General features: G+C 57.7%; 19 protein-coding genes. 5 read left to right on the forward strand and 14 right to left on the reverse strand.

Features of this window, described 5'->3' with window-relative positions; translation table 11 throughout:
* From BI292_RS15760 to BI292_RS15775, 4 genes are all read left to right on the forward strand, one after another.
* Window positions 1-598: energy transducer TonB (locus tag BI292_RS15760; protein ID WP_101208395.1), on the forward strand; the 598-nt coding region annotated here is incomplete at its 5' end.
* Between the two features lie 323 nt (window positions 599-921).
* The gene (locus tag BI292_RS15765) at window positions 922-1,851 is read left to right on the forward strand and encodes a hydrogen peroxide-inducible genes activator (RefSeq protein WP_092276135.1); all 930 of its coding nucleotides are present in this window, start codon (window positions 922-924) and stop codon (window positions 1,849-1,851) included.
* A gap of 9 nt (window positions 1,852-1,860) precedes the next feature.
* A complete protein-coding gene (recG, locus tag BI292_RS15770; RefSeq protein ID WP_101208396.1) occupies window positions 1,861-3,936 on the forward strand; it encodes an ATP-dependent DNA helicase RecG in 2,076 nt (691 codons plus the stop codon).
* 78 nt (window positions 3,937-4,014) lie between these two features.
* Complete coding sequence (locus BI292_RS15775) at window positions 4,015-5,415, forward strand: aminoacyl-tRNA deacylase and HDOD domain-containing protein (protein WP_101208397.1); 1,401 nt, start codon at window positions 4,015-4,017, stop codon at window positions 5,413-5,415.
* 123 nt (window positions 5,416-5,538) lie between these two features.
* Here BI292_RS15775 and BI292_RS15780 read toward each other — a convergent pair whose 3' ends face one another.
* The 6 genes from BI292_RS15780 to BI292_RS15805 form a co-directional block, all read right to left on the reverse strand.
* Window positions 5,539-5,928, reverse strand: a complete 390-nt coding sequence (locus BI292_RS15780) for a helicase (RefSeq protein ID WP_101208398.1) — start codon at window positions 5,926-5,928, stop codon at window positions 5,539-5,541.
* 121 nt (window positions 5,929-6,049) lie between these two features.
* Window positions 6,050-6,472, reverse strand: a complete 423-nt coding sequence (locus tag BI292_RS15785) for a hypothetical protein (protein ID WP_101208399.1) — start codon at window positions 6,470-6,472, stop codon at window positions 6,050-6,052.
* A gap of 27 nt (window positions 6,473-6,499) precedes the next feature.
* The gene (locus BI292_RS15790; protein ID WP_157831265.1) at window positions 6,500-6,901 is read right to left on the reverse strand and encodes a hypothetical protein; all 402 of its coding nucleotides are present in this window, start codon (window positions 6,899-6,901) and stop codon (window positions 6,500-6,502) included.
* A 41-nt stretch (window positions 6,902-6,942) separates the two neighbouring features.
* On the reverse strand, window positions 6,943-9,384 hold the full coding sequence (locus tag BI292_RS15795) for an alpha/beta hydrolase (protein ID WP_101208401.1): 2,442 nt from the start codon (window positions 9,382-9,384) through the stop codon (window positions 6,943-6,945).
* Between the two features lie 9 nt (window positions 9,385-9,393).
* The gene (locus BI292_RS15800; protein ID WP_101208402.1) at window positions 9,394-10,836 is read right to left on the reverse strand and encodes a TIGR01777 family oxidoreductase; all 1,443 of its coding nucleotides are present in this window, start codon (window positions 10,834-10,836) and stop codon (window positions 9,394-9,396) included.
* Window positions 10,829-11,314, reverse strand: a complete 486-nt coding sequence (locus BI292_RS15805) for a cell division protein (protein WP_101208403.1) — start codon at window positions 11,312-11,314, stop codon at window positions 10,829-10,831. Before BI292_RS15805 ends, BI292_RS15800 begins: the two co-directional genes overlap by 8 nt.
* A 465-nt stretch (window positions 11,315-11,779) precedes the next feature.
* Here BI292_RS15805 and BI292_RS15810 point away from each other — a divergent pair, with 465 nt between their 5' ends.
* Window positions 11,780-12,172, forward strand: coding sequence for a DUF6124 family protein (locus BI292_RS15810; protein WP_101208404.1), 393 nt, complete (start codon window positions 11,780-11,782; stop codon window positions 12,170-12,172).
* Between the two features lie 134 nt (window positions 12,173-12,306).
* Here BI292_RS15810 and BI292_RS15815 read toward each other — a convergent pair whose 3' ends face one another.
* Genes BI292_RS15815 through icmH form a run of 8 tightly spaced genes read right to left on the reverse strand, consistent with a single transcriptional unit; the run spans window position 12,307 to window position 25,412 of the window.
* Window positions 12,307-13,041, reverse strand: a complete 735-nt coding sequence (locus BI292_RS15815) for a hypothetical protein (RefSeq protein ID WP_178076586.1) — start codon at window positions 13,039-13,041, stop codon at window positions 12,307-12,309.
* Window positions 13,038-16,121, reverse strand: a complete 3,084-nt coding sequence (locus BI292_RS15820) for an N-acetylmuramidase domain-containing protein (protein ID WP_101208406.1) — start codon at window positions 16,119-16,121, stop codon at window positions 13,038-13,040. Before BI292_RS15820 ends, BI292_RS15815 begins: the two co-directional genes overlap by 4 nt.
* 16 nt (window positions 16,122-16,137) lie before the next feature.
* Window positions 16,138-17,172: a tetratricopeptide repeat protein gene (locus BI292_RS15825; protein WP_157831266.1), complete on the reverse strand. Its 1,035-nt coding sequence runs from the start codon at window positions 17,170-17,172 to the stop codon at window positions 16,138-16,140.
* Between the two features lie 5 nt (window positions 17,173-17,177).
* Complete coding sequence (gene tssI, locus BI292_RS15830; RefSeq protein WP_101208408.1) at window positions 17,178-19,226, reverse strand: type VI secretion system tip protein TssI/VgrG; 2,049 nt, start codon at window positions 19,224-19,226, stop codon at window positions 17,178-17,180.
* 28 nt (window positions 19,227-19,254) lie between these two features.
* Complete coding sequence (locus tag BI292_RS15835; RefSeq protein WP_178076587.1) at window positions 19,255-20,271, reverse strand: serine/threonine-protein kinase; 1,017 nt, start codon at window positions 20,269-20,271, stop codon at window positions 19,255-19,257.
* Window positions 20,268-20,996 carry a PP2C family serine/threonine-protein phosphatase gene (locus BI292_RS15840; protein WP_092276077.1) on the reverse strand — a complete coding sequence of 243 codons (729 nt, stop codon included), beginning with the start codon at window positions 20,994-20,996 and terminating at the stop codon, window positions 20,268-20,270. Before BI292_RS15840 ends, BI292_RS15835 begins: the two co-directional genes overlap by 4 nt.
* On the reverse strand, window positions 20,996-24,523 hold the full coding sequence (tssM, locus tag BI292_RS15845) for a type VI secretion system membrane subunit TssM (protein WP_101208409.1): 3,528 nt from the start codon (window positions 24,521-24,523) through the stop codon (window positions 20,996-20,998). The genes BI292_RS15840 and tssM overlap by 1 nt, the downstream gene beginning before the upstream one ends.
* Window positions 24,524-24,536: 13 nt before the next feature.
* Window positions 24,537-25,412, reverse strand: a complete 876-nt coding sequence (icmH, locus tag BI292_RS15850; protein ID WP_092276071.1) for a type IVB secretion system protein IcmH/DotU — start codon at window positions 25,410-25,412, stop codon at window positions 24,537-24,539.
* Window position 25,413 lies beyond the last annotated feature (1 nt).

Below are 25,413 nucleotides of genomic sequence, written 5' to 3' on the forward strand. Positions count from 1 at the left end.
GGTTCCGGCCCCGCCACCGCCCGCCCCGCCAAAGGTGATCACGCCGCCGCAGCCACCGGCCCCGGTGGAAGAACTGCCGATCCCGAAACTGGCGGAAGTGCCGAAAGCCGAGATCGCCGTGCCGAAACCGGTCAAACCCAAGCCAAAGCCTAAACCGCCGAAGCCTGTGGAGAAAAAACCGGAGCCGCCGAAGGAGAAACCGTCCGAGGAAAAACCGAGCGACGCGCAACCGACTCAGGCACCGACCGAGAAATCCGCGCAGCCAGCGCCGGGCCCATCGCCCGCGCAACAGGCCGCCAAGGCCAGTTGGCAAGGCACCCTGCTCGCTCACTTGGCCAAGTACAAAAAGTACCCGGCCAGTGCGCAATCGCGGGGCAAAGAAGGGCTGAACCGCCTGCGCTTTGTGGTCGATGCTGAAGGCAATGTGTTGTCGTACGAACTGGTTGGCCGGTCTGGTAACGCCGATCTGGACCGCGCGACGCTGGAAATGATCAAACGCGCCCAGCCACTGCCCAAGCCACCGGCAGACATGCTGAACAATGGCTCGATTGAAATTGTTGCGCCGTTTGTTTACTCACTGGAAAAACGCCGGCGTTAAGCCGAACCCCCAACGTGTGGCGAGGGGGCTTGCCCCCGTTGGGTTGCGAAGCGACCCCAAAATCAGCGAATGCAAATCACCCGACACTCCACACTCGCTGCTGCCGGGCCTGCTGCGCAGTCCAACGGGGGCGAGCCCCCTCGCCACAGAAGTTCATGGGCCACAGAAGTCACGCACAAGATAAAGGCACCAAAAGGTGCCTTTCGCGTATCCGCCAACGGCAAACCTGCATTGCCCGGTGTCACTCACCACACTCTCTCTGATAACGTGCGTCTATCGATTGCAGCCGGTATGCTTGGCCCGCAACTTCACGGACGCTTGCTATGACCCTTACAGAATTACGCTACATCGTTACCCTCGCCCAAGAGCAGCACTTCGGCCACGCGGCCGAGCGTTGCCACGTCAGTCAGCCGACCCTGTCGGTGGGCGTGAAAAAGCTTGAAGACGAACTCGGTGTGCTGATTTTCGAGCGCAGCAAGAGCGCCGTGCGCCTGACCCCGGTCGGCGAAGGCATCGTCGCCCAGGCGCAAAAAGTCCTCGAACAGGCGCAAGGCATCCGCGAGCTGGCCCAGGCTGGGAAAAACCAGCTGACCGCACCGCTGAAAGTCGGCGCGATCTACACCGTCGGCCCGTACCTGTTTCCGCACCTGATCCCACAACTGCACCGGGTGGCCCCGCAGATGCCGTTGTACATCGAAGAAAACTTCACCCACGTGCTGCGCGACAAACTGCGCAACGGCGAGCTCGACGCGATCATCATCGCCCTGCCGTTCAACGAAGCCGATGTGTTGACCCTGCCGCTCTACGACGAGCCGTTCTACGTGCTGATGCCGGCGCAACATCCGTGGACCAAAAAACAATCGATCGACGCCGCCCTGCTCAACGACAAGAGTCTGCTGCTGCTCGGCGAAGGCCACTGCTTCCGCGATCAAGTGCTGGAAGCCTGTCCGACGCTGGGCAAGGGCAATGACGGCGCCAAGCACACCACGGTCGAATCCAGCTCGCTGGAAACCATCCGCCACATGGTTGCATCCGGTCTCGGCATTTCGATCCTGCCGCTGTCGGCGGTCGACAGCCACCATTACGCGCCGGGCGTGATCGCCGTGCGCCCACTGACGCCGCCAGTGCCGTTCCGTACCGTGGCGATTGCCTGGCGCGCGAGTTTCCCGCGTCCGAAAGCCATCGAAATCCTCGCTGACTCCATTCGCCTGTGCTCGGTGGCCAAGCCGCAAGCGCCGGTGGTGGCCGGTTAAGTCGCAGCCATGACCGAGTTGTCGCAAGTGTCGGTGACCGCACTCAAGGGTGTCGGTGAAGCCATGGCCGAGAAATTGGCCAAGGTCGGCCTGGAGAATCTCCAGGACGTGCTGTTTCACTTGCCGCTGCGTTATCAGGACCGCACACGCGTGGTCCCGATCGGTCATTTGCGCCCCGGCCAGGATGCCGTGGTCGAAGGCACCGTCAGCGGCGCCGACGTGGTCATGGGCCGGCGCCGCAGTCTGGTCGTGCGGATACAGGACGGCACCGGCGGGCTCAGCCTGCGCTTCTACCATTTCAGCAACGCGCAGAAAGAAGGCCTCAAGCGCGGCACGCGGATTCGCTGTTACGGCGAAGCGCGGCCCGGCGCGTCGGGGCTGGAAATCTACCACCCGGAATACCGCGCCATCACCGGCGACGAACCGCCGCCCGTGGATGAAACACTGACGCCGGTCTACCCGCTCACCGAAGGCCTGACCCAACAGCGTTTGCGCCAACTGTGCATGCAAACCCTGACCCTGCTCGGCCCGACCAGCCTGCCCGACTGGCTGCCGACCGAATTGGCGCGCGACTATCAACTGGCGCCGCTGGCCGACGCAATCCGCTACCTGCATCACCCGCCCGCCGACGCCGACGTCGATGAACTCGCCATCGGTCATCACTGGGCGCAGCACCGTTTGGCGTTCGAAGAACTGCTCACGCATCAACTGTCCCAGCAGCGCCTGCGCGAAAGCATGCGTTCACTGCGCGCGCCAGCTATGCCGAAAGCCACCCGGTTGCCCGCCAAATACCTGGCCAATCTCGGCTTCGCGCCGACGGGCGCGCAGCAACGGGTCGGCAACGAAATCGCCTACGACCTCAGTCAGCACGAGCCGATGCTGCGGCTGATTCAGGGTGACGTTGGCGCGGGTAAAACCGTGGTCGCCGCCCTCGCCGCTCTGCAAGCGCTGGAGGCCGGTTATCAAGTCGCGCTGATGGCGCCGACCGAGATCCTCGCCGAGCAGCACTTCATCACCTTCAAGCGCTGGCTCGAGCCGTTGGGCATCGAAGTCGCGTGGCTGGCCGGCAAGCTCAAAGGCAAGAACCGCGTCGCCGCGCTGGAGCAAATCGCCAACGGCGCGCCCATGGTGGTCGGCACTCACGCGCTGTTTCAGGAAGAAGTGCGGTTCAAGAACCTCGCCCTGGCGATCATCGACGAGCAGCACCGATTTGGCGTCCAGCAACGTCTGGCGCTGCGGCAGAAAGGCGTTGGCGGGCGCATGTGCCCACACCAATTGATCATGACCGCAACGCCGATCCCACGGACGCTGGCCATGAGCGCTTACGCCGATCTCGACACCTCGATCCTCGACGAACTGCCGCCCGGCCGCACCCCGGTCAACACAGTGCTGGTCACCGACACGCGGCGCGTCGAAGTCATCGAACGCGTGCGCGGCGCCTGTGCCGAAGGGCGTCAGGCGTATTGGGTGTGCACGCTGATCGAAGAATCCGAAGAGCTGACCTGCCAGGCCGCCGAAACCACTTTTGAAGACCTCACCGCCGCGCTCGGTGAGTTGAAGGTCGGGCTGATCCACGGGCGCATGAAGCCTGTGGAGAAAGCCGCGGTGATGGCCGAATTCAAGGCGGGCAATCTGCAATTGCTGGTCGCGACCACGGTGATCGAAGTCGGCGTCGATGTGCCCAACGCCAGCCTGATGATCATTGAAAACCCCGAACGCCTTGGCCTCGCGCAACTGCACCAATTGCGTGGCCGTGTCGGTCGGGGCAGCGCCGCCAGTCATTGCGTGCTGCTCTACCATCCGCCGCTGTCGCAAATCGGCCGTCAGCGCCTGGGCATCATGCGCGAAACCAACGACGGTTTTGTCATAGCCGAAAAAGACCTCGAACTGCGCGGACCCGGCGAAATGCTCGGCACTCGCCAGACCGGCCTGCTGCAATTCAAGGTTGCGGACCTGATGCGTGACGCTGATTTGTTGCCCGCCGTGCGTGACGCGGCGCAGGCATTGCTTGAGCGCTGGCCCGATCATGTCAGCCCGTTGCTCGATCGCTGGTTGCGTCATGGGCAGCAATACGGACAAGTGTGAGCACCGTCGCAGTTTCCGGACACTCGCGCCGGGCAAGCTGGTTATACTCCTGCAATTGTTTGAAAACGGACACAGACCATGACCGAAGCTGCTCTCGTTCCCGAAGCCCCGCACGCCCCGTCTGTTATTCGGATGCTGCTCGGCAAACTGGGCATCGCCTACGAAGAAGTCATCGACCACCACGGCCTCAACGCCGCGCGTAAAGTGCAGGCAGTGTTGCTCGACGATGCCGTCGGCGCGCTCATGGTGCTGTTCCCGCAAAGCCAATTGCTGGACCTCAATCGCCTCGCCGAATTGACTGGCCGGCGCTTGACCGCGGTGTCCACCGAGCGCCTGGAAAAGATGCTCAGCAAGCACAACCTGAGCTTGCTGCCGGGCCTGCCGGCGCTGACCAGCTCACCGTGTCTGTACGAAGAAAGTCTGCTGCGCGAGCCGAAGTTGCTGATCAACTCGGGCGAGCCGAACGTGCTGCTGGAAATCACCAGCGACGCTTTCAAGACGATGTTGACCAAGGCCAGCGCCGCCAATTTCGGCGAAAACCTGACCAGCATCCGCCCCAACCTCGACCGCCCGGACGATGACCGCGAGGAAATCACCCAGGCCGTTCAGGCATTCACCGCGCGGCGCATCCAGCAACGTCTGGAAGCCACCATCGAGATTCCCCCGCTGGCCGAAACCGCACAGAAAATCATCAAACTGCGGGTCGATCCCAACGCGACGATTGATGACATCACTGGCGTTGTCGAAACCGATCCGGCGCTGGCCGCGCAAGTGGTGAGTTGGGCGGCGTCGCCGTATTACGCTTCGCCGGGCAAGATTCGTTCGGTGGAAGACGCGATCGTCCGCGTGCTCGGTTTTGATCTGGTGATCAACCTGGCGCTGGGTCTGGCCCTCGGCAAAACCCTGAGCCTGCCCAAGGATCATCCGCAACACACCACGCCGTACTGGCAGCAATCGATCTACACCGCCGCCGTCATCGAAGGCCTGACCCGCGCCATGCCCCGCGCCCAGCGCCCCGAAGCCGGCCTGACCTACCTCGCCGGTCTGCTGCACAACTTCGGTTATTTGCTGCTGGCGCACGTGTTCCCGCCGCACTTTTCGCTGATCTGCCGTCACCTCGAGGTCAACCCGCACCTGTGCCACAGCTATGTCGAGCAACATTTGCTGGGCATCAGCCGCGAACAGATCGGCTCGTGGTTGATGCGTTATTGGGACATGCCCGATGAGTTGGCCACGGCGTTGCGCTTCCAGCACGACCCGGCGTATGACGGCGCCTATGCCGAATACCCGAATCTGGTGTGCCTGGCCGTGCGCTTGCTACGCAGCCGCGGGGTTGGCTCGGGACCGGATGAAGACATCCCGGATGCGCTGCTGGAGCGCGTCGGCCTGAGCCGCGAGAAAGCCAACGACGTGGTCAGCAAAGTCCTCGAAGCCGAAGTGTTGCTGCGCGAACTCGCCTCGCAGTTCTCGCAGGGCTGAAAACATTCGCGGGCAAGCCTCGCTCCTGTGGATCACCTAATCCTGTAGGAGCGAGGCTTGCCCGCGAAGAACCCCCCGCCTATCTGCCTGAAACACCCCTCGCCACAAGGTTAATCATCAACCTCAAGCCTTGGCTTTAGGCTTCGCCTTGCGCGGCTTCAAATACTTGGTCAAACCCTGGAACCAGATCACCAGCGCCGGGTTGCCCTTGATCTGAATCGACTTGTCCTGAATCCCCGTCATAAATGCCAATTGCTTGTTCTTTGCCTGCATCGTCGCAAAGCCATACGCCGCGTCTTTAAAAGCAATCGCAAACGCCGGCTCGGGGTACATCCCGGACTTGCTGGTGATGCGCTGATTCTTCACCAAAAAGTGCCGCGCCACTTTCCCGTCCAGGGTCTGTAGCTGGAACACCAACTCCTTGTCACCCAACTGCTGCTGAAACGCAGGATTAGTCCGACTGGCCTTACCCATCAACAAACCCAGCATCCACAGAAAAAAACGAAATTTCATGCGTGCAGCCTCAAAAGGAAATGAACGGCGGGCGCAGTGTAGCGGCTTCGGCGGATAACGACACTATCGGCTTTAGTTTGCGGAAGATTGACGCTGATGACTGCCAAGTCACGCCTTCAGCTCACCACTGACAACCCTTCTCTGGCGAGGTTTCGACGGGTGGGAGATGCTCAAACGCGTAGCGCTTCTTGCTTTTGCCATTGGTGTACGCCATGCCATAAATCAACGCGCCTTGACGGACCATGACGTATTCACCCGTGACCGCACCGTCGACGACTTCAACCCACGTCGTGGTGAATTCGTAAGGTCTGCCCTCAGCCATTTCGTACTGCTCGGTACTTTTGTGAACCAATGAAATCCACTTTTTCGACGTCGCATACTTCACCGCCGACCCACTCCAATTCACTGCGGGATCGTAGTAGGTCCGGAACTCAAACTTTATGTCTTTGCCATCTTGCGCCTTGAAGCAGTTGATCTGGGTTTCCACGGCGCTGTGCGCCAATAGCGGGAAGGCCAGCAGTAACAGCGTGATTAACTTTTTCAACGACAACTCCTTTTTACTCACAAACTCTTAAATAGAGTCGTCCTGAATTTCATTCAGTACCCAACAGGTATCAAAACTGAACCGATAAATAACCTGATAACCCGTATCAGGCTTCTGCAATTTGACCGCCGCCGAAAATTGGTCTCTGTCCGTGATCTGTAATGTCAGGCCACGCATATCAATGATCTTCGCGTCGGGGATCAACGGAAATTCAAGTTCACGGCTACCCAGTAAGTGCCTGACCTGCTTCGGCTCAGGCTCGGCATCCACCGTGGTCAACTTCTGCAGCGGTTCGAGAGTGAATGCCTTTTGAACGTCAATGCTGTTCATGTAGGCGGCTAAGAATGTCGGGAAGTCTTTCGACGGGCAGACCGCTGCCTGCGCGTCCCTGACAGGCCCCTGAAACAGTGCCAAAACCAATAACGCCAAACATCCACGCTTGAAACACGCCACAAAAGAATGCCTTTTCATCAAAGCGACCTCACCAACGTCAGTGCACCATCCCGATACAACACCTCACACCCCACCCAAGCCACATCAACCTGCGGCAGCACCGCCGAAGGTTTGCGCAGTTCACGCAACAAGGTCGAGCCGTGGGACAAGCGCCCGCCCATGCGCGCGATCACTGCCCTAGCGGCCTGGTAATGCGCATGCCGCCCTGGGTCCAAGGTGTCTTCGAGCAAAATATCGTCGCCCAGAATCCCCTGCACCTGCCCCGGATAAATCATGAAACCCGTCGCCTGCTCGGTGCCTTCGCGACCGTCCTGCCAGAAGCTGCCGTCGCGGCTGCGAATGTCTGGATGCGGCGCGAACCAATGCGCTCGATCCGCCATCGGCGTCGCATGGTGCAGGCGAAAGAACACCCGCATCAGGTTGTCGCGATACCACTCGCGCACTTGCAGGTAGTAGCCGCGCAGGCCCGGCAGGCCGGTGGAGTGAGCGGCACGGATAAGCCCCGACCATTGCGGGAAGGCCTGCAACGGCAGATCGGTCGGCGCAGGGCGTGGCGTGGCCGGGTCGGTTTCCCATGGCAGCCGATGCGGGCTGTTTTCGAGATCGTCATAGGCGGTCGGCGGCCGACCGAGCAGGTCGCCGCCACTGCTGGCCAACGCCGTGGCGATGCACAGATTGCCTTGCACCACGAACACGTAAAACCGGGTGAACCAGTCGGCCAGATGTTGGCCGTCGGCACCTTGGGCGATGAGTTCGGAGAGCTCCTGATCGAAGCGTTGCAACCCCCTTTCCAGCGTCAGCAAATGCCCACGTGCGATCCGTTGCATGCGCAGAAACAGTGGCAGCGAACGCAGCATTCGCAGCGGCCGCCACGGCAGATGCGGTGTCGCGCCGCCAACCTCACCGGCATAGCTGCTGGCGGAAATGCCCCAGTCGGCCAGGCGTGCGAGAAACAGGTCGTTGTTGATGTACGAAGCGCCGCTAAACACTGCTGTAAACGGCTCGTTATCCTGCAACACCCGCGAATCCCAACGCGCCATGATCGCCGGAATACTCGCTGCCGCACGTCGTTGCGCGTACTCCACAAAAACACTCGGTTGCGGCGGCAGGATCTCGGCGATGTTGGCGGCGGTCAGGTGCCGACGCCAGCCGTAGTCGCTGATCGGCCGGTATTGCAGCAGCCAGAGTTGCTGGCCGTCCCAGGCCCATTCGACGTCGCCGGGCACGTAATGAAACACCCGCAATACGCCTTGCAGAAAGCGCCATAACGCGTCCGCCGTCAGGCCATGGGAAGGTTTGAATGTGTCGCTGCTCCACGATTCACCGAGACGAGAAATGATCGCTCGCTCGGGGCTGACGTGCCCGTCGGCCAGCGACTCCAGATGACCTTCAACCCACTCCAGTTCAACCGACAGATGCCGAACAAAAGCGATCCCGGACACCTGCGGTGTGATAAACCGCTGCACCACCACTTCCTCAACGCCCGCCGCGCTCAATTCCACGATGCGCGCAGCGACATTGGCCGCCGGTTCGCGCAGGAACGTGGTGCTCAACCCGGCATTCGCCGCATCGGCCTGATCTTCGCCGTAACTGGAAGAACGCACGGCCCACGTGGCATCCGGTTGGCTGGCGAGAAATGCCGACAACCGTGAGTCATGACAATCGTTGAGCGACAGCGCTGGCGGCACTGCCTGCCCGGCGAGCTCGGCGAGGCGCAAACGGCCACCCTTGGTGTGCGCAACGAATCCACGCTCGCCCGACTCCAGCCACGCGGCGAACTCGGCCGGCGCGTCGATCCACGGGTAATGGCCCCAACCGGTTTTCAGGCTGATGGTCAGGTCTGCGCGCGCCAGAATCGCCGACCATGCGGCAGCTTGTGCAATGCCGAGCACGTTGTCCTGATCACCCCAGACCAGCTCGACCGGGTCGCTGATCCACTCCAGTAGCGGCAGCGCGGTGTCGGCGCGCACCAGGTCCCAGTGCGGCACAAACGCGCGACACCGCGCATAACCGGCGCCCATGCGCTGATACTGCGCGGGCGTCCAGGTCTGGTTGGAGAACTTGCGGGCGAACACGGCGGGTTTATTCGACAGCAACCAATGAATGGTCTTGCGGATCGGCAGCGGCGACATCAGCGCCGGCAGCCGTCGTTGCCACAAAAACGCGCCGACCGGCGCCAGCAACACACTGCGACAAAAATGCCCCGGCTTGCGTTGTAGCGCATGCAGCACCAACAACGCGTTGACCCCGACCGCCATGATCGCGCGGCCCTCAACCGTCATCGCCAGCAAGGCTCGCGCGTAATCGGCGAGGTCTTCGCACGGCGCCTGCGGATTGTCGCCGAAGCCGGGCAACTCAAGCGGCAGCACTTGGTAGCGCTGAAAATGCGGCAGCGCGTCGTCCCACCAATCGGCGGCGCTGCCATTGCCGGCCAGCAGGTACATCAACGGCTTGCTCATGAACAGTCCTCAGGCCAGATCGCGCAGGGCAGCGTCGAGTGTCGGATAACGAAACGTGTAACCGGCCTCGGTCAATCGGCTTGGCACCACACGCTGCCCGTCGAAAAACAACTGGGCCATTTCACCCGCCAACATTCGCACTGGCGCCGCCGGAATGTGAAACCACACCGGGCGCTTCAGGGCTTTACCGACGCGCTCGGCGAAAACACCTTGGCTCACCGTATCCGGCGCGACAAGGTTGTAGGTGCCGCTCAAATGGTTGTCATCGAACGACCGTGCAATCACTTGAATCACATCATCGCGATGCACCCAACTCATGATCTGCTGGCCATCGCCCATGCGCCCGCCGAAACCCAAACGGAACGGAATCAGCAATGGCAATAACGCGCCGCCCGGGCCAAACACCACGCCCAAGCGCAACACCACCTGACGCACGCCAAACTCGGTTGCAGGTCGCGCGGCGGCTTCCCAGCGCGCGCACAAGTCGGCCATGAAGCCGTCGCCCTTGCTCGCCTGTTCGTCCAGGCTTTCGCTGGCATCACGCACGCCGTAATAGCCGATGGCCGAGGCCTGAATCCACAATGCCGGTTTGTGCTTGGCGTTTTTCAGCCAAGCCAATAGCGCCTCGGTGGTGTTGACCCGGCTGGCGATCAGTTGTGCCTGTCGCTTGGCACTCCAACGCGGCCCGGCGACCGGCGCGCCCGCGAGGTTGATCACCACATCGAAGGTTTCGTCATAGCCAAGTTTGCTCAGCGAACGCACGCACCGCGCGCGACCATCGAACAGGTAAGCCGCTTTCAATGGATCGCGCGCCAACACGCTGACCGTGTGCCCCGCGTCGAGCAATTGATTGACCAGCACTTCGCCGATAAACCCGGTGCCGCCGGTCACCAGCACACGTTTGTAGGCGCCACCGGCGAACGGGTTCGACGGTTTACCCTCGCGCTGCATGCGCCACGCCGCCAAACCATCGCGAATGCCCGAAGCCGTGACGCCGACGGCGAACAGCGTCAGCAACCAGCCACGCCAGCCAAAATCAATCGCGCTCAACCCGGTCGGCAGACTCGCCCACTGCGCCAGTTGCACGCCGTACAACGCGAAAAATGCGCCGCCATTCACCGCCAGAACGGTGTGCATGATTCGCTCGATGGCCGGCAGTTTACGACTGCGATCCTCAACCACGAAATCCCACAGCGTCAGGCAAATTTCCAGGGCAAACAGCAGCGCGATCACAATCGCCCATGTGCCTTGGAACGCCAGATGCGCCATGCCGAGAAACAGAATCCCGTAGAAACACGAGCGCATCGCGTGGATCGACAACTCCAGCCGCGCACTGTGCCGATACGGCAGCGCGACGGTCAGCTCGTGGTGATAGATGGTATCCAGCGCACCCAGAATGGCCTGCGCAATCAGTAGCGCGACCGCCCAATCGAGAAGTGAAAAATCAGCCATGTCTGGCGTCCCTCAGTGTGAGGTTTGAAGTGGTTGCGCGGCGGTCGTGGCGATAGAGCCAGACCAGCGGCGGCAGCAAAGTGAGCAGCGCGAAGCTGTCGACCCAAAGGTGTAACCAGAGCTGCGCGGTCAGGGAAAGCCACATGTCTTGCGGCGCCCAAATGACGATGCCGGCGATCAACCAGCCCCACGCGATGGAGGTTTTGAGGCGATTGCCCAAGTGCACGAGGGCGAACATATAGAGGGAGTAGCTTTGCAGCGTGGCGCCGAACAGGGCCAGCCACCAGACTTGTTGCTCGCGGGCGGCGCGCGGCGGCAGGTCGGACCAGAAGCCGAGTTCGATGGTTTGCAGGTAACCGTCGAGCAGGCCGGAATTGCCGGCCCAGGTCAGGATGAGGCTGACGAATAAATGCACCAGCGCGGCGGCGTATAACCACGCGACGAGGGCTTGGCGAAGGCGATTTTGGGGGACTGGCATTCCGTGTCCTGAAGTCTTCCTTGAGGGGGGCAAGTCTAAAGGGTTTATAGGTGAATGGCGGTTGTTGATTGGAAATAAATCGGCGATTTATATGACAGGAAACGTCGTGGTGTAGGACCCGATTCGGGTGGCGTTTTTCCGAGGTGACTGCCCGCAAACCTCTCGGAAATTTCCTTCAAGTCGTGGGGCTATGCGTGAACTAGGCGGGGTTGGGTTTCATCGATAACCTTGTTTTCGTCACCGCAAAATCGGTGACTCGGACGTGCAAGTCCGGACCAGGTGCATGAATGGTATGGCTATTCGTCGAGTGTTTTCCTATCCTCGCGGATCGTTATGGCAGCTGTGCGTCGGAGATCTGCGGATCTGCCGGGTCCTGGTCCGGTCTTGCACACCAACGCACAGCTGCCACCTCTTTCGAAGTGCAAGCGAAACGGTGTCAGTCTCTTAATTCCAGGAGCTACATCTATGTTCAAACCAACACCTAACCCGCCCGAAGACGTATCGATAACCCCTTACGAATCCCTCGATTCGAAGAAGCTCCACGAAGCCGCCGAGCGCGCCCTCGACTACCATCTCGGGCCGAACCCCGACGCGAAAGCCAAACCCAAACCGCGCAAAGGCGCGCTATTCACCGCCTCCTCCGACCTCAACACCGAAACACTCTTGGCCAATGCATCCGAAGACCTGCTAGCCATCAGCGCCATCGCTGCAGACCTAGCGGACGACGTGGAAGGCACACGCCGCTCGGTAGCCCTGGCGCTGAGTCGATTGGCCGATGGGGTGCAATTGATGGTGGAGCGAGCGCTGGATCAAATTGATTCGCCTGATCCGAAGGGTCGGCAGGTGGCTACGGCGTAATAAACGTACGAAGGGGACTTAATGTCCCCTTTTATGGTTTATAGCTGCGCCGCGAGATTTACAGACAACGCGAAAGAGCAAAAGGGGACGGACTTATTTAAAAAATAAATCTGTCCCTTTCACTACTTTTTATTCTAGATAACAGAAGATAAACCGATCCATCTAACCAAGCTTTTACCATTGCTCATTTTATACAAAACTTTTAAAAAACCAGACTTATACTCCTTAACCTTGACCACATCACCTTTAATCAAATAGCTTTTGGTTTTTGAATTTTCAGTGGAATCAGAATACAAGAACGCTTTCTCTACGTTTATTTTTAAGTCCGCCGCGCTGCTCTTAAGCGTTAAAGAATTCTTATCAAAAATCTCAGAAACGTTGATATTCGAAAAATTTAAAGTCCCTGGAGCCCATGACTCATTGATCAGAGTAAGGACATTCACTTCACTTTCACTTCCAAAGGAGCGAAGCCGCAACTCCTTCGTTGCATTATCGAAAGACAGCACTCCTGCTGTAAGCATCAAATTAACTACATCTACACCATTAGGGTAGTCCCATAAAATTTGATAGGTACCGCTTTTCAGCTTAGAAACATCGGGTAAATTAATACCATTACGAGCGTCGTCAAGATTTAATAACTTTTCATTCGATGATATCAATTTACTACCAGAGCCATCTATTGAATAGAAACTTAATACTGCCGCATCATTTACCGATGGGGATTCATAAACGCAAGCAAACTCTGACCCCAGACTAAACTGATGAAACAGCACGGAGCTAGGAGGAATTGCTTTTTTGCAATCGTCAGAAGCCTGAGCAACAAAACAAAAAAGAAAAAAAGCCAAAAAAACGCCAAAATCCTTCATCACCAATTCGCCTTCAGTTGGTCATATGCATTGGAAATATTAATATCATAACCAATTTGGTTTTCACCATTGTATTTTTTAGCGATAGTTAACCAATTTTTCTGCCTCATAGGTTCCAGCATATTTTTTTCTTTAGTCAGGAATATTTTAAAGTACTGCAGATGTTGTAAGGCGCAATAATTTTGCGCTTCAACCAACTCATCTGAACTTTTATAGAGACGAGCAAAATACTCACCCATCACTTGGAATTTCCCCCAAGAACATGACTTGATTGCTACTTCTTTATCTATTTCACTAGCTCGGACTAATCTTTCATATTGGGCCTGCTCAGAACCATATGAATATCCAGATTGGTATCTATGAACTATTTTTGGCTCACTGACGGCCATTTCATCTAGCTGTACATTCGTGTACCCTTTAAGATTAAGCAATCTATACATGTAATGCCGCTCATACAGAATAGTGGCATGTTGCTTGCCCGCAACGTATTCTTTAAAAGGTACTTTATCACCCGTCTCGGCGACTGCGATCGCTCGAAGAACCTCTCTTTCAACTCCCAACTGCGCAGCTAATAACTCAAAATGTTCTTTAGTTACATCACGAATGCCCTTCTGACAAGGCGAATCAACAATGCCTTGTTCAAAGCAAAAGCATCGATTACCGGGCAGCATATTACTGACCAGTGCAATCGGATGGAAATGGGCAACTACACCGACACCATTTCCTACCTGTGCGTTTCCTGTAAGATCATCCCAAAAGACCAGCTTATCTATTCGCTCTTTCTCGTGTTTTAGTACTGCTGGGAATCCTCCCAGCAACTCACCTAATCGAGCCCATTTAGGAGTATCAGACTTAGACTTCCATTCTGTAGGATGATCCGCGATCAATTTTGACCAATGGTCTCTCATTTCCGAGTTCTTTAATGCAATCGAAAGGTCGTCAACAGTTACCTTAGTGTCTTGATTACCAAATTTATCTAAGTCGTTGTATAGCGTCTTAAAAAACTCCGGCATATCATCCGGATCCAAAAAGCCATCAGCGTTTTGATTCGACTCTTTGACGACTCGAAAACCTAGTTTTTCCCAGTCATGCTGACTTAACAGCTTTGCTGTCTCCTTCTTAACCAAACCAGATTTAATTTCACCGTTATCGACAATGGTTATCTCATACCATTCAACTGTATCTTTGAAAAGTACAGTTTTCCTTAATTCTACAAAATGTTCGTTTGACAGCTCAATCGTCCCAGATTGAGGAGCTCTTTTAGTGAGGGAGGTATTAGCTGGCAAATGCACGTATTGCTTGCCGCCGCTTATACCAGCCTTATTTTTCAGGAAGTCTTCGACTCTAGGATCAGCTGAAAATATCTCCACATGTACTTGATACTTACTTGAAGCACCTCCATTTGGACCCGATATATTTTCATTCAATCCGAGGTAACCAATTGGATCACCAGCCTTGATTGCGGTATCCATAAGCACCACTTCATCAAAGACTGAAGGTGTAAGCCCTTGCCATTGAACAAACTGGTTGGGAGAAATATCTTCGACACAAGCCCAAAAAGTATCTGGTACAGGAAAGCTATGACTTTTCAAACCCGTGGGAGCACCGGATGTGCTCGGGATAAATGTGCACTCAGCCATTCGCAGAGTTTTATGTCCAACCTTAAGATTGAAAATTTTTCCGCTATCGAACTCGATTGTACTGCTGGTACATAAAACTAAATTCTTAGTTCCGCCCTGACTCGCCGCGGCGCTCATTGCTGGGCCCGCCTCGACACCATTAGTGAGTGCTGCCGGGGGCTGACGGAGTGTTAACCCTGATGCTGCTACTACCGCCCTTACTTTACCCTTCCAATACCCAGGCTTTGTTCTCTCAGGAAGAACTAGCGCCTTCCAACTCGGAGCTCCGTCGGATTTTGGATAAGCAAGGCCGTTTTGTTTGTAGGCGAACCAAAACTCCTGCCCCGTGGTACGACCAACCACACTACCTGCAATTAACTTTCCTTTGGCATGAATATGATCGGAATGCTCTTCCAGAATTTCAATTTCGGCTCCCGCTGAAATTGCCCCATATTCCTCACAACCCGCCGCCCCCTTGATATCGCTTCGCGCCTTAAAACCACCGGCGACCATCTTGATTCGCGGTATTGACACTTCATCCGGCGATGTAGGATAACGATCAAATGGCAGCAAATGCATGTAAAGGCTGTATAAAGTCAGCTCATTGCAGGCACCTGGAGCCCCTTCGGTACTTACCGGCGATTTGTAATCATGGCGAACAAGGCAAAAAGAACTTGAATATTTTAATGTCTCGCATGAGTCTTCATCTACAAATTCGCTTGTCAGATAGTCTTTGTTCAAGCGATAGGCAACAACGACTCCATCCCCCATACAGCGCACAGGCTCATCGCTTATGCACTGAGGAGCACTTTTATTGGTGATATGAATCCCACCATGCCAAAAACTATGGCTACCTAACAAATAATTCCCAGAGGTCTCATTCTCTAATGCCTTGTAAACCTCTTCCGAATCAGTAAATTGCTTACCATCTGCCTTTCGAAACGGGTATTGGAAATTCATCAATGGCTCAGGGCCTACTGGAGCAGGTGCCGGAGTAGCCACAGGCGCCGGTTGCGTTCCAGTCCTGTACTGCTCTTTTATACGTAAAACCTTAGTGACTCTCGGCCAAAAGCCGCTATGCGGTCTATCACCGAAATTTGCAGTTGCGACACCCGATGATTGGGCACCGAAGAATGTTCCGTTTTTCACACCATCAAATGTTGCGATGATACCGGTATGATTCAATGGAGGTGCTGGTGTATGACCAGTGGCGTTTAACCATAGAGCAACATCTCCCCGCTTAACAGTTGCTAAGTCGGTAATTTGCTCATAGTATGTTGAATTCGCCATTGCAGAAGTATTTTCATACGTAATGTTGTACCCCGCACCTTTCATCAACAAATAAACCATATGAGAGCAATCTATTATTTTCTTGCCATTCTCAATGGTAAATCCGTCTCCTTCCAGCTTGTACCGGTAATCACCGCCAGTATACAGACCGGATAAATCTAGTGGCTCTGTCATTTCTGCTTCCTGCAAATTAGTAGCAATAACTAGCTTGAGGCATACGAGCCTCGTGCTGTTTTATTTTGTTTAAATTTTTAATGGCGTCGCTATTACCTCGCTGCACAGCTAGCTGATAACAAGCGATAGCCCTATTTATATCTTTTGTGACGAGTTTCCCTGTCTCGAAATATTCGCCTACAGAATTTGCGCCTTCCGCGGAACCTAGCCTCGCAGAATTAATAAGGGCTTGCTCAGCTCGATACGGATCTTTGCATGGGCCGTTACCGGCGACATCATTTCCATAACAGTAGAAGTAAGATAGCCCTTCGGCCCCGGCGGGAAGTATTCTAGCGGCAGTTTTGTAAAGGGACTCTAACTTCTCTTCATCTAACTTAGGCGCCATACCAGAAAGGCTCAGCCCTGCCGCGGCCAAACTCGCCTCAGCGTTGCCATCGGAAGCGGCTAGTACAAAATTATCCAGGCTAGCCTGAAAAAGTTCCGTTGTTAATTGGTACTTTTGCGCCCACCCTAACCAAGAGTAAGCCATAGCCTTTTGAAAAAGGAAACTTTCGCTTTCGCTCATGTCCTTTTTTTGTGGGGGCTTAAAATTATCAGAAGTGATTGCCCAGTCCTCCATACCATACAGCGCCCAGCATCCAGCTAATTTGAATGTATAGGTCTTTATCTCGCTATTACCTGCTCGCTTATCAACCACCTGCAAAGTTTCTTCGTCAACTCTTACTACCTGAATGCCTTCCTCCTTAAAACTTGCTATAGGAAAAATAATAGGGAATTTAAGGTCGGAAGATTTCACATGCGTAACGAAGGGTTCCACTTGTTCTGCGTACCCCTTTTGTTTCAATGTCATTACCTGCACATTATCAAGAACAAACTGCTGTTGCGTTGCAACCTTCGCCGAAAATTCAAGGAGGAATACGGAGAAATTTTTCGACGGGCAGGTATTTTCGCGTTCCTCAGCTGAAGAAATGCTGGAATAAAAAAAACTCAAAAATATTGAGGTCAAAACAGCAGCGGCAAAAGAGGTTCTGTTCTTCAAAAAACCATTCATGTCGATCACTCGGAAAACACAAAAAAAGCCTTCGGTTTCACCTTCTCAGGCACCGCATTCCCCAACGCCTGATCCATCAAACTCCCCGCCTTATCCGAATCCGCAGCCCCCGGCAGCACCGGCGGTTTAATCCCGATCCCCGTGCCCGAGCCTGCCGACCCGCCCGCATTAATCTTGATCACCGGCCCAACAACCGTAATCCCACCGGCATCCAGCTTGATGAAACTCCCCCCGGCCTTAACCGTGAGCTCCATCCCAGCCTCAATAACAATCTTGTCCCCAGCCTTCAGATGTATTTCTTTCCCGACACTAGTCAGCTGCGCAGTCCCCAATTTCACATGCTGGTTCTGCCCAATCGTCAGGTGTTCATCCATCCGCACTTCACTCTTGCGGGCGGCAATGGTGGTGCGATGTTCTTCAGCCTTCAGCTCGGTGTAGGTGTTCTTCTCCACCGTGTCGTGACGCTCATTCCCCACGCGAATCTTCTGATCATGCTCAACGTTTTCATCCCAATCCCGCTGGGCATGCAGGTAGATCTGTTCCGCGCCTTTTTTGTCTTCAATGCGCAGTTCGTTGTACCCGCCGCCGCCCGGTGAGCTGAGGGTTTTGAATACGGTACGGGTTTTGTTCGCCGGCAGTTCGTAGGGGACGAGGTTTTCCTTGTGGTAGAGGCAACCGGTCACCAGCGGCTGGTCGGGGTCGCCTTCGAGGAAGGTGACGAGGACTTCCATGCCGATGCGCGGGATGGCGATGGCGCCGTAGCGGTCGCCGGCCCAGCTTGATGAAACGCGCATCCAGCAACTGGTTTTGTCATCGGCCTGGCCCTCGCGGTCCCAGTGGAATTGCACTTTGATGCGGCCGTATTGGTCGCAGTGGATTTCTTCACCCTTGGGCCCGGTGACCAGCGCGGTTTGGCTGCCGAGCACGCGCGGTTTCGGGTATTGCAGCGCGGGGCGGTAGAACACCGCCCACGGGGTGGCGAGGAAGCGGTTGCGATAGCCTTGGTGGAAGTCGTCTTTGTTGGCGGTGGTGTCGCTGGTCACCGACTCTTCGAGCACTTGCGGCTGTTTGCCTTCGTGGAAGATTTCGGTGAGCAGCCACAGGTCGTTCCACTCCTGACGCGGGTGGTCGGACAGTTCCAGGAAATGGCCGCTGACCAGTCGGGTCTGGTCGCCGTTACCCTCGGCTTGTTGATAGTCGGCGCGGTGTCTTTCGAGTGCGCGTTGGCTGAGGAATTTGCCGCGCGCGCGGTCGATGAAGCGGCCCGGGTAGTCGTAGTCTTCCAGGTCCGGCTCGGTGGTTTCGCCGTCAGGTTTGTAGGCGGATTCGAGTTGCAGGCGAGGTTTTTCGAAGTCGTAGTCGCGACGGGTGACGCGGCCGGTGCGGGTCTCCAAACGCAGTTTGAAACCCTTGATCACCGGCTCGTCGGCGACCATGCCGCTGCCCTGCACATACGCGGTGGGCTGGCCGAGTTTCGGGAACACGGTTTGGTCGTCGCCGAACACCAGCAAGTGGCCCTCGGGCGTGTGCTGGAAGTGGTAGTGAATGCCTTCTTCTTCACACAGGCGCTGGACGAAGTGCAGGTCGGTTTCGTCGTATTGCACGCAGTAGTCGCGGTCGGGGCAGGTTTCGTTCAGTTGGAAGCTGTAGGTGTTGCCCTTGATCCCGTGTTCTTCAAGGATCAGCGCGATGATTTTCGGCGCCGACATCTGCTGGTAGATGCGCTGGTTGGTGCGGAGATGCAGGTATTGCAGGTGCGGCACCAGGGAGATTTTGTAGCGCGTCAGACGTTTTCCGGCATCGCCCTGAGCGACGCGATAAATCTGGCCGTGGATGCCTGAGCCCTGCTGATCAAGCGCCAGAAACGCTTGCTTGTGCAGGAGCTTTTCGAGGTCCAGATCGGGGTTTTCGCTGACCAGTTCGAGGTCGAAGCGATACGGCTGGCTGATGCCTTCGGTGCCGCTGAACGACAGCACTTGCAGGTTGCCGATGTTGTCGCTTTCAGCGCCCTCGATGGTCAGGCTGAAATGCGTTTCGTTAGCTGGGTTGAACATTGTGTGCTCCCTGTTCGGATGTCATCCGTTACGCCCGAAGTCGCAGACGTTGCAGCAAAGACGAGGTGACGCCCAGGGCGTCGCGTAATTGAGCGGCGGTGATGGTGCGATCAGCCGCGTTGAAGGTCAGCGCTTTTCGCAGGGCTGGCCAGCAGTGTTTCGGTAGGTTTCGCGGTGCGTGCAGCTCGCGCTCCAGGTGTTCATCGCGGGCCTGGGTCGAGGGCAAGCGGCGGAACGGGTGTTTGCCGCCGGCCAGTTCGTAGAGCACGCAGGCCACGCCGTAGACATCGGCGCTGGCGGTCAGTGGCTGGCCTTCAAGCAATTCCGGCGCGGCGTAGCCGGGGGTCCAGGCGTTGAAACGGTTGCGGCTCAGGTGCGGCAGGCCGGGCAAGATGCCCTCTTCCGCCTGGCCGAGACCGAAGTCGAACAGGCGCACACCTTCTTCGCTGAGCATCACGTTGCTCGGTTTCATGTCACCGTGCAGCACGCCGCGAGCGTGGGCATAGGCCAGCGCGTCGAGCAGCGGCAGCGCGATGTCGCGCAGTTCTTTCCACGGCATGCCCACGGGCCGCTCGCAGAGTAATTTGTCCAGGGTCAGCCCACGCATGAGTTCCATGGTGATGAAGGCGCGCTGGCAGTCGGTGTCGACTTCAAAGCTGTGAAAGCGCAGCACGTGGTCGTGGCGCAAGCGTCGGGTCAGGGCGAACTCGCTGTAGAGCAAGGCACTGGCGTCCGGCGATTCGGCAAATTCTTCGCTGAGGATTTTCAGCGCGATGTAAGGGTCGGGATCGCCGAACTGTTCGCTCAGCAAGTCCCGTGCGCGGTAAACCGCGCCCATGCCACCGGCACCCAGCAGGCGCTCGATGCGGTAACGGCCGGCGAGCACGTCGGGCAGTTGGCCGACGCTGGCCCGTGTCGGCGCCAGCGCAGGTTCAGCCTTGTGCGGCGCTCCTTTCAGAGGCTTGGCGAACGCGAAGTACGTGAGGTTGTTGGCCTCTTCTTCGCTCACCAGCAAGTCGTCGATCGGTGGCATGAGTTCAGTCATTTACGGATCACCACGGCAGTCAGGTTGTCCCGCGCCGAGCCACGCAGGGCGCCATCGAACAGACGCTCCAGCGCAACGTGCGGCGCGGTCAGGCTCAGGGCGTTACCCAAGGCATCGCTGCTGAGCCCTTGGTACAAACCGTCGCTGCACAGCAGAAACGTATCGCCGGGATAAACCTCGAGTTCGAGCACATCCAGCGTCAGCACCTCGGCCGCCCCGACCGCGCGGGTCAGGGCATGCGCCGAAGGATGCGCCTTGGCTTGCTCGACGCTCATGTTTTGCTCGTCGATCAATTGCTGTTGCAGCGAATGGTCCTTGGACAGCTGATACAAACGCTGGCCACGCCACAGGTAACAACGGCTGTCGCCGGCCCAGATGCATGCCGCGCGACTGCCTTCTACCAGCAGCGCCACCACGGTGCTGCCCATGATGCTGTCGTGGCGCCCGGCCGTGACGGTCAACTCCTGGCCCAAGCGGCGGTTCAACCAGTGCAGGCACTGGCGAATGCCTTTGAGCCGTTCATCGAAGTCGTCCTGCGCCGGCAATTCCGCCAGGCTGGCGACGATCAACTGGCTGGCGATGTCGCCACCCTGATGACCGCCCATGCCATCCGCGACCACCCACAGCCCCTGCTGCGGCGAGTCGAGGAAGGCATCTTCGTTGCGCGCCCGAACCTTGCCGGCGTCGGTACGCGCAGCGCTGCGCCAGGGACTGGCAACCTGCATCAGAGCTGCACCGGCATACGGAAGGTACGCAGCACGCCCATGTCGAACGGGTTCGGCGTGCGTTGGCTCGACAGCAGGTAGTTGGCGCGCAGGCCACCGACGTCTGCTTTGAGGACCAGCACGTCGCGCCCGGTCAGGTACTCGGTCTGCATCAAATCGAACAGACGGAACAGCGACCATGGGCCGGTGTTCTTCTCGATACCAATCGGGCGACCGGCCATTTTGTCGAGGACCAGGCTGGTGCGACCGTCTTCAGCATCGGTCGGCCATTTGAAGGCCATCGGCAGGATCGGGCCGTGACGGTATTCCATGGTCTTGTCGCCAAACTTGAACTCGGAACGGCTGACGGCCGGGTCGAGGGTATACGGCTCCAGTTTGAATTGCACTTGCGGCTCGGCCGGGTTCTCGGCGAAGAAGCTCTGGCGAATGGTTTGCGCCGCGGCCATCTGGTCGAGGTAAACCTTGGAAACCGGCAGGCTGTGGCCATCGACACTGCGCATCCGGTAGTTGCCCGGCTCACCGCTGACGAAGGGGCGCATGTAGCTGTCGAAGAAGCGGTCGACGATGCCCTGAGCCTTGAAGAACTCGCGGAAGTCGTTGATCGCCACGTCGCTGGTGCTGTGGGCGCTGAACGGATAACGCTTGTTGATCGCCTTGCCGTAGAAGCTGTACAGCTCGCTCTGATAACGCTGGTTCAGGTACTGGTAGGAATCGTTGAGCACCAGACGCCAGGTGTCTTCGGCCAATACGTTAAACCAGACGCTGACCGGTCGCGGCAGGCGCCCCGAGGCATTGCGCAAGTTGCTCAGCGCATCGCGCTGGCCACTCATGCGCGTCTTGGCCATCTCAAACGCAGCTTGCTCCGGCGCACTGGCTCGCGCGAGGCTCGACAGTTGCAGTTGCAGGTCGTTGAGCGCTTGCAGTGCCGGGGTCAGATCAGCGGCCGGGCCGTTGTTGTCATCGAGCAAACGGTGCAGCGGTTCGAAGCGACGTTGCAGGGATTTCTTCGAGGTGTCCGGCAGGTTTTTGGCCAGGGCATCGGATGCCTTGTCCGCTGCGGACGCTGCGAGTTTGCCCAGCTTGCCGCCCTTCTCACCGAGTTTTTCAGCGGCGTCGGCCGCTTCGTCAGCGCTGTCGGCGATTACCGGGAAACGGGTGTTTTCGCGCACTTCGACCAGCAGTTGCAGGATCGGCGAGTTCGACGAGGTCAGGCCCGCCAGTTGCTCGGCGCCCTCAGCCGCGTCGTTGATTGGCGGCAATGCAACCTGGCCAACGGCTTCGCTCCAGAAGTTGGCGTAGTCGCGGAAGTACAGTTGCTCCAGCTCGACCATCAAGCGACGCAAGTCCATGCCGCTGATGCCCGAGCCTTCGCCCAGCACCCAGTTGTCGCGCAGGATATCGGTGACCAGCGCAGAACCCTGGACCGAGAAATACTGCTGATAACCCTGTTGGGTGTAGAAGCCCGGAATCACGTAGTCAGTGCCGATAAACAGCGCAGCCTGCGGACCCATGTGTTGGCTCAACCGGTATTCCGGCAGGTTGCGCGCCTGCTCACGGAGCATGCGGTAAACCACGTTCGCCAACGACTCGCTGCGCAGCACCTGACGTGCCTGCGCGACCAGTTGATCGTTGAGCGGATAGATGAACGGCTGTTTGAGCAAGCGCTCGAAGTGCGTGTTCAAACCGTTCTGCACCGCAGTGTTGCCGGCGTAGCGCAGGGACCAGTCGGTAGCGACCCAATCCTTGAGCCAGCCTGCGTCGCGGCGATCTTTCATGTTCAGCATCAGATACGCGCGCAGGCTGTTGAGCAGACGCTCGCGGTCCTGCATGTTGGCGCGGATCTGCCCTTCCAGCAGCGTCGCGACCCGTGGCAACAGTTGCGCTTCGAGCTCACGCTCGTAGGCCGCTTTCACCACCGGGTTGGCCTCTTCGCCCTGATACAAACCGCCGCGTTCGTGGTAACTCACATCGCCCTTGTTGGGGAAAACCTGAGTCGCCGCGTAGCTGCTGTCGAGGGTTTTGAGCACGGCCATGGAGTCATCGCGCGGGCTCAGAGCCGAGCGCGATTGCGTCCAGTTTTGTGCGAGGGTGCGCAGGTTTTCCAGGCGCTCGTAGTTGGCCGAAAAACCGCCCGCCCACAGCAGACCGAACAAGCCCAGCGCCGCCAACGCACCGATGTACAACGCACGTTGGCCCCAATGGATGCGGCTGCGTTCGCGTTTGTCCAGACCGGCCAGATCGGCCTCGGGGAAAATCACGCGGCTGAGCAAATGGTGAATGAACCGCGAACGGCCACTGCGCAGGGTCGGCAGTACGCCAGCGTTCATCCCCAGATTGGCGCCGATGCCGGCGGTGGTCTGGTCCATTTCCTCGGTCAGGTGCGGTGCGCTGGTCAGGTAAAAACCGCGCAACTGGCTGACACGCTGGTAGCGGTTGCCGGTGAACGCCATGTCGACGAACAGGCACAGACGCTCGCCGATCTGCCCCAGCTGATGCGGGAAGTCGAGAATGCGGCCACGGCGCTGAGTGTCGCGCTCCTGGTGCATGCGCATGATCACTTGGCTGTTGAGGCGACGCAGCAGCTCTTCGAACTCGGCGCGCAGCACGGCGACGTCGGTGCCGCTCTGTTCTTTGCGGAAACTGGTGCCGAGCACCTGATCGCTTTCTTCGCGGGTCAGTTGATCGAAGAACTCGTCGAAACCGAGCAGCTTGTCAGCCTTGCTCAACACCAGATAAACCGGCACATCGACGTGCAGTTTCTGATGCACGTCTTGCAGGCGGGCACGCACCTGGCGCGCCAGGGTGTCGAGGTCTTGTTCGCTGCCGCCCAGCAGGGTTTCCACCGGAATGGTCACCAGCACGCCGTTCAACGGACGGTTGCGGCGACGTTTGCGCAGCAGGTCGAGCAAAGTGTTCCAGGCGCTGCCATCAACTTCGGCATCCGCCTGGGTCAGGTAGCGGCCAGCGGTGTCGATCAGCACGCCGTGATCGGCGAAGTACCAGTCGCAATGACGGGTGCCGAGGGTGTCGCGGGTCAGTTTGCGATCGATCTTGTTGATCGGAAACTCAAGTCCCGAGAAGTCCAGCAAACTGGTCTTGCCGCTGCCCTGTGGACCGATCAGCAAATACCAGGGCAAATCACTGCGCCAGCGCTCGCTGCGACCGCGATACAGGCTCGAATTCTTGAGGGTTTTCAGCGCGTCCTTGAAACGCACTTTCAGCTCTTTCTGCTCTTCGTCGATCAGCTCTTCACGGCGGATACGATCCTGGCCGTCTTCGGTGTCTTCGATGGCTTTCTTGCGCACACCGGCGCGCCAGCTGACGAAGACCATCGTCAGGCCCCAGATCAGGAACAGCACGCTGATGGTCAGCAGACGCGAGGTCGAACCTTCCCAGAACTTGTAGTCATCGACCGCCAGCAGCGGCCCGACGAACCACACCAGCAGCGCGAGGAACAGCACCACCAGCAAGGTCCAGACCCAGGTCTTGCGCAAGAATGCGCCGACTTTCTTGAAAAACTTTTTCATCACACGTCCCTGTTTACGGCTGCGACTGCGGCTGGACCGCGGCCGGATCAAGCTGCTGATAAGGTTGCAGAACGGTTTCGCGTTGCTCGCTCAATACCCAGGCAAAACCCGAATACATCACGGCCAGGCAAACCACGGTGAACAACACCACCATCCACGCCGGCACGATGCGCACCAGGCTGCGGCGCTGATCGTTCAGGCCTTCCCAATGCGGCGACAATTCGCGTGGCACGTCGCCGCGCAGTTGACGAATCTGCCGATACAAGGCGTCGCGGATGCCTTCGAGTTCGAGCATGCCGCGGGCCTGCACCCGGTACTTGCCTTCGAAGCCCAGGGACAGGCACAGGTACATCAATTCCAGCATCGGCAGGTGCTTGACCGGGTTTTTCGACAGGCGATCCAGCAGCTGGAAAAACTTCTCGCCGCCGAAGGTTTCGTTGTGGAAGCTGCTGAGCAGGCTCATCTGCGACCACTCGCTTTCGTTGCCCCACGGCGTGGTCACGACGGCTTCGTCGACCACGGTGCAGAGCACGTAACGCGCGGCCATCACCTGGCTGCTCTCGGCGCCGTTGTGCAACGCGCGCACTTCAAACAGTTTCAGCGCCGAAGTCAGTCGCTCGTTGAGCGCGTACATGTCTTCGCGGGTGTCGCTGTGCTTGAGGCGCACCACTTCCGACAACAGATCGGACGCGGCGGCCACCAGCGAATTGAGGCTGATGTTGAACGCTTCGGCCGGGCGCAGGCGCGCGGCGTAAATCATGCGTTCTTCGAGCTGCTCGAAACGCGGTGGCGCAGCGAAGTCAGTCAACGGACTCGAAGCCGGGCCGTGGCCCTGACGGTCGAGCAGGACGGTTTTATCGTCCTGGTTGTGTTCCATGTCCTTAATCATG

The sequence above is a fragment of the Pseudomonas sp. 43NM1 genome (genome assembly GCF_002836905.1).
GTDB classification, from domain to species: Bacteria; Pseudomonadota; Gammaproteobacteria; order Pseudomonadales; family Pseudomonadaceae; genus Aquipseudomonas; species Aquipseudomonas prosekii.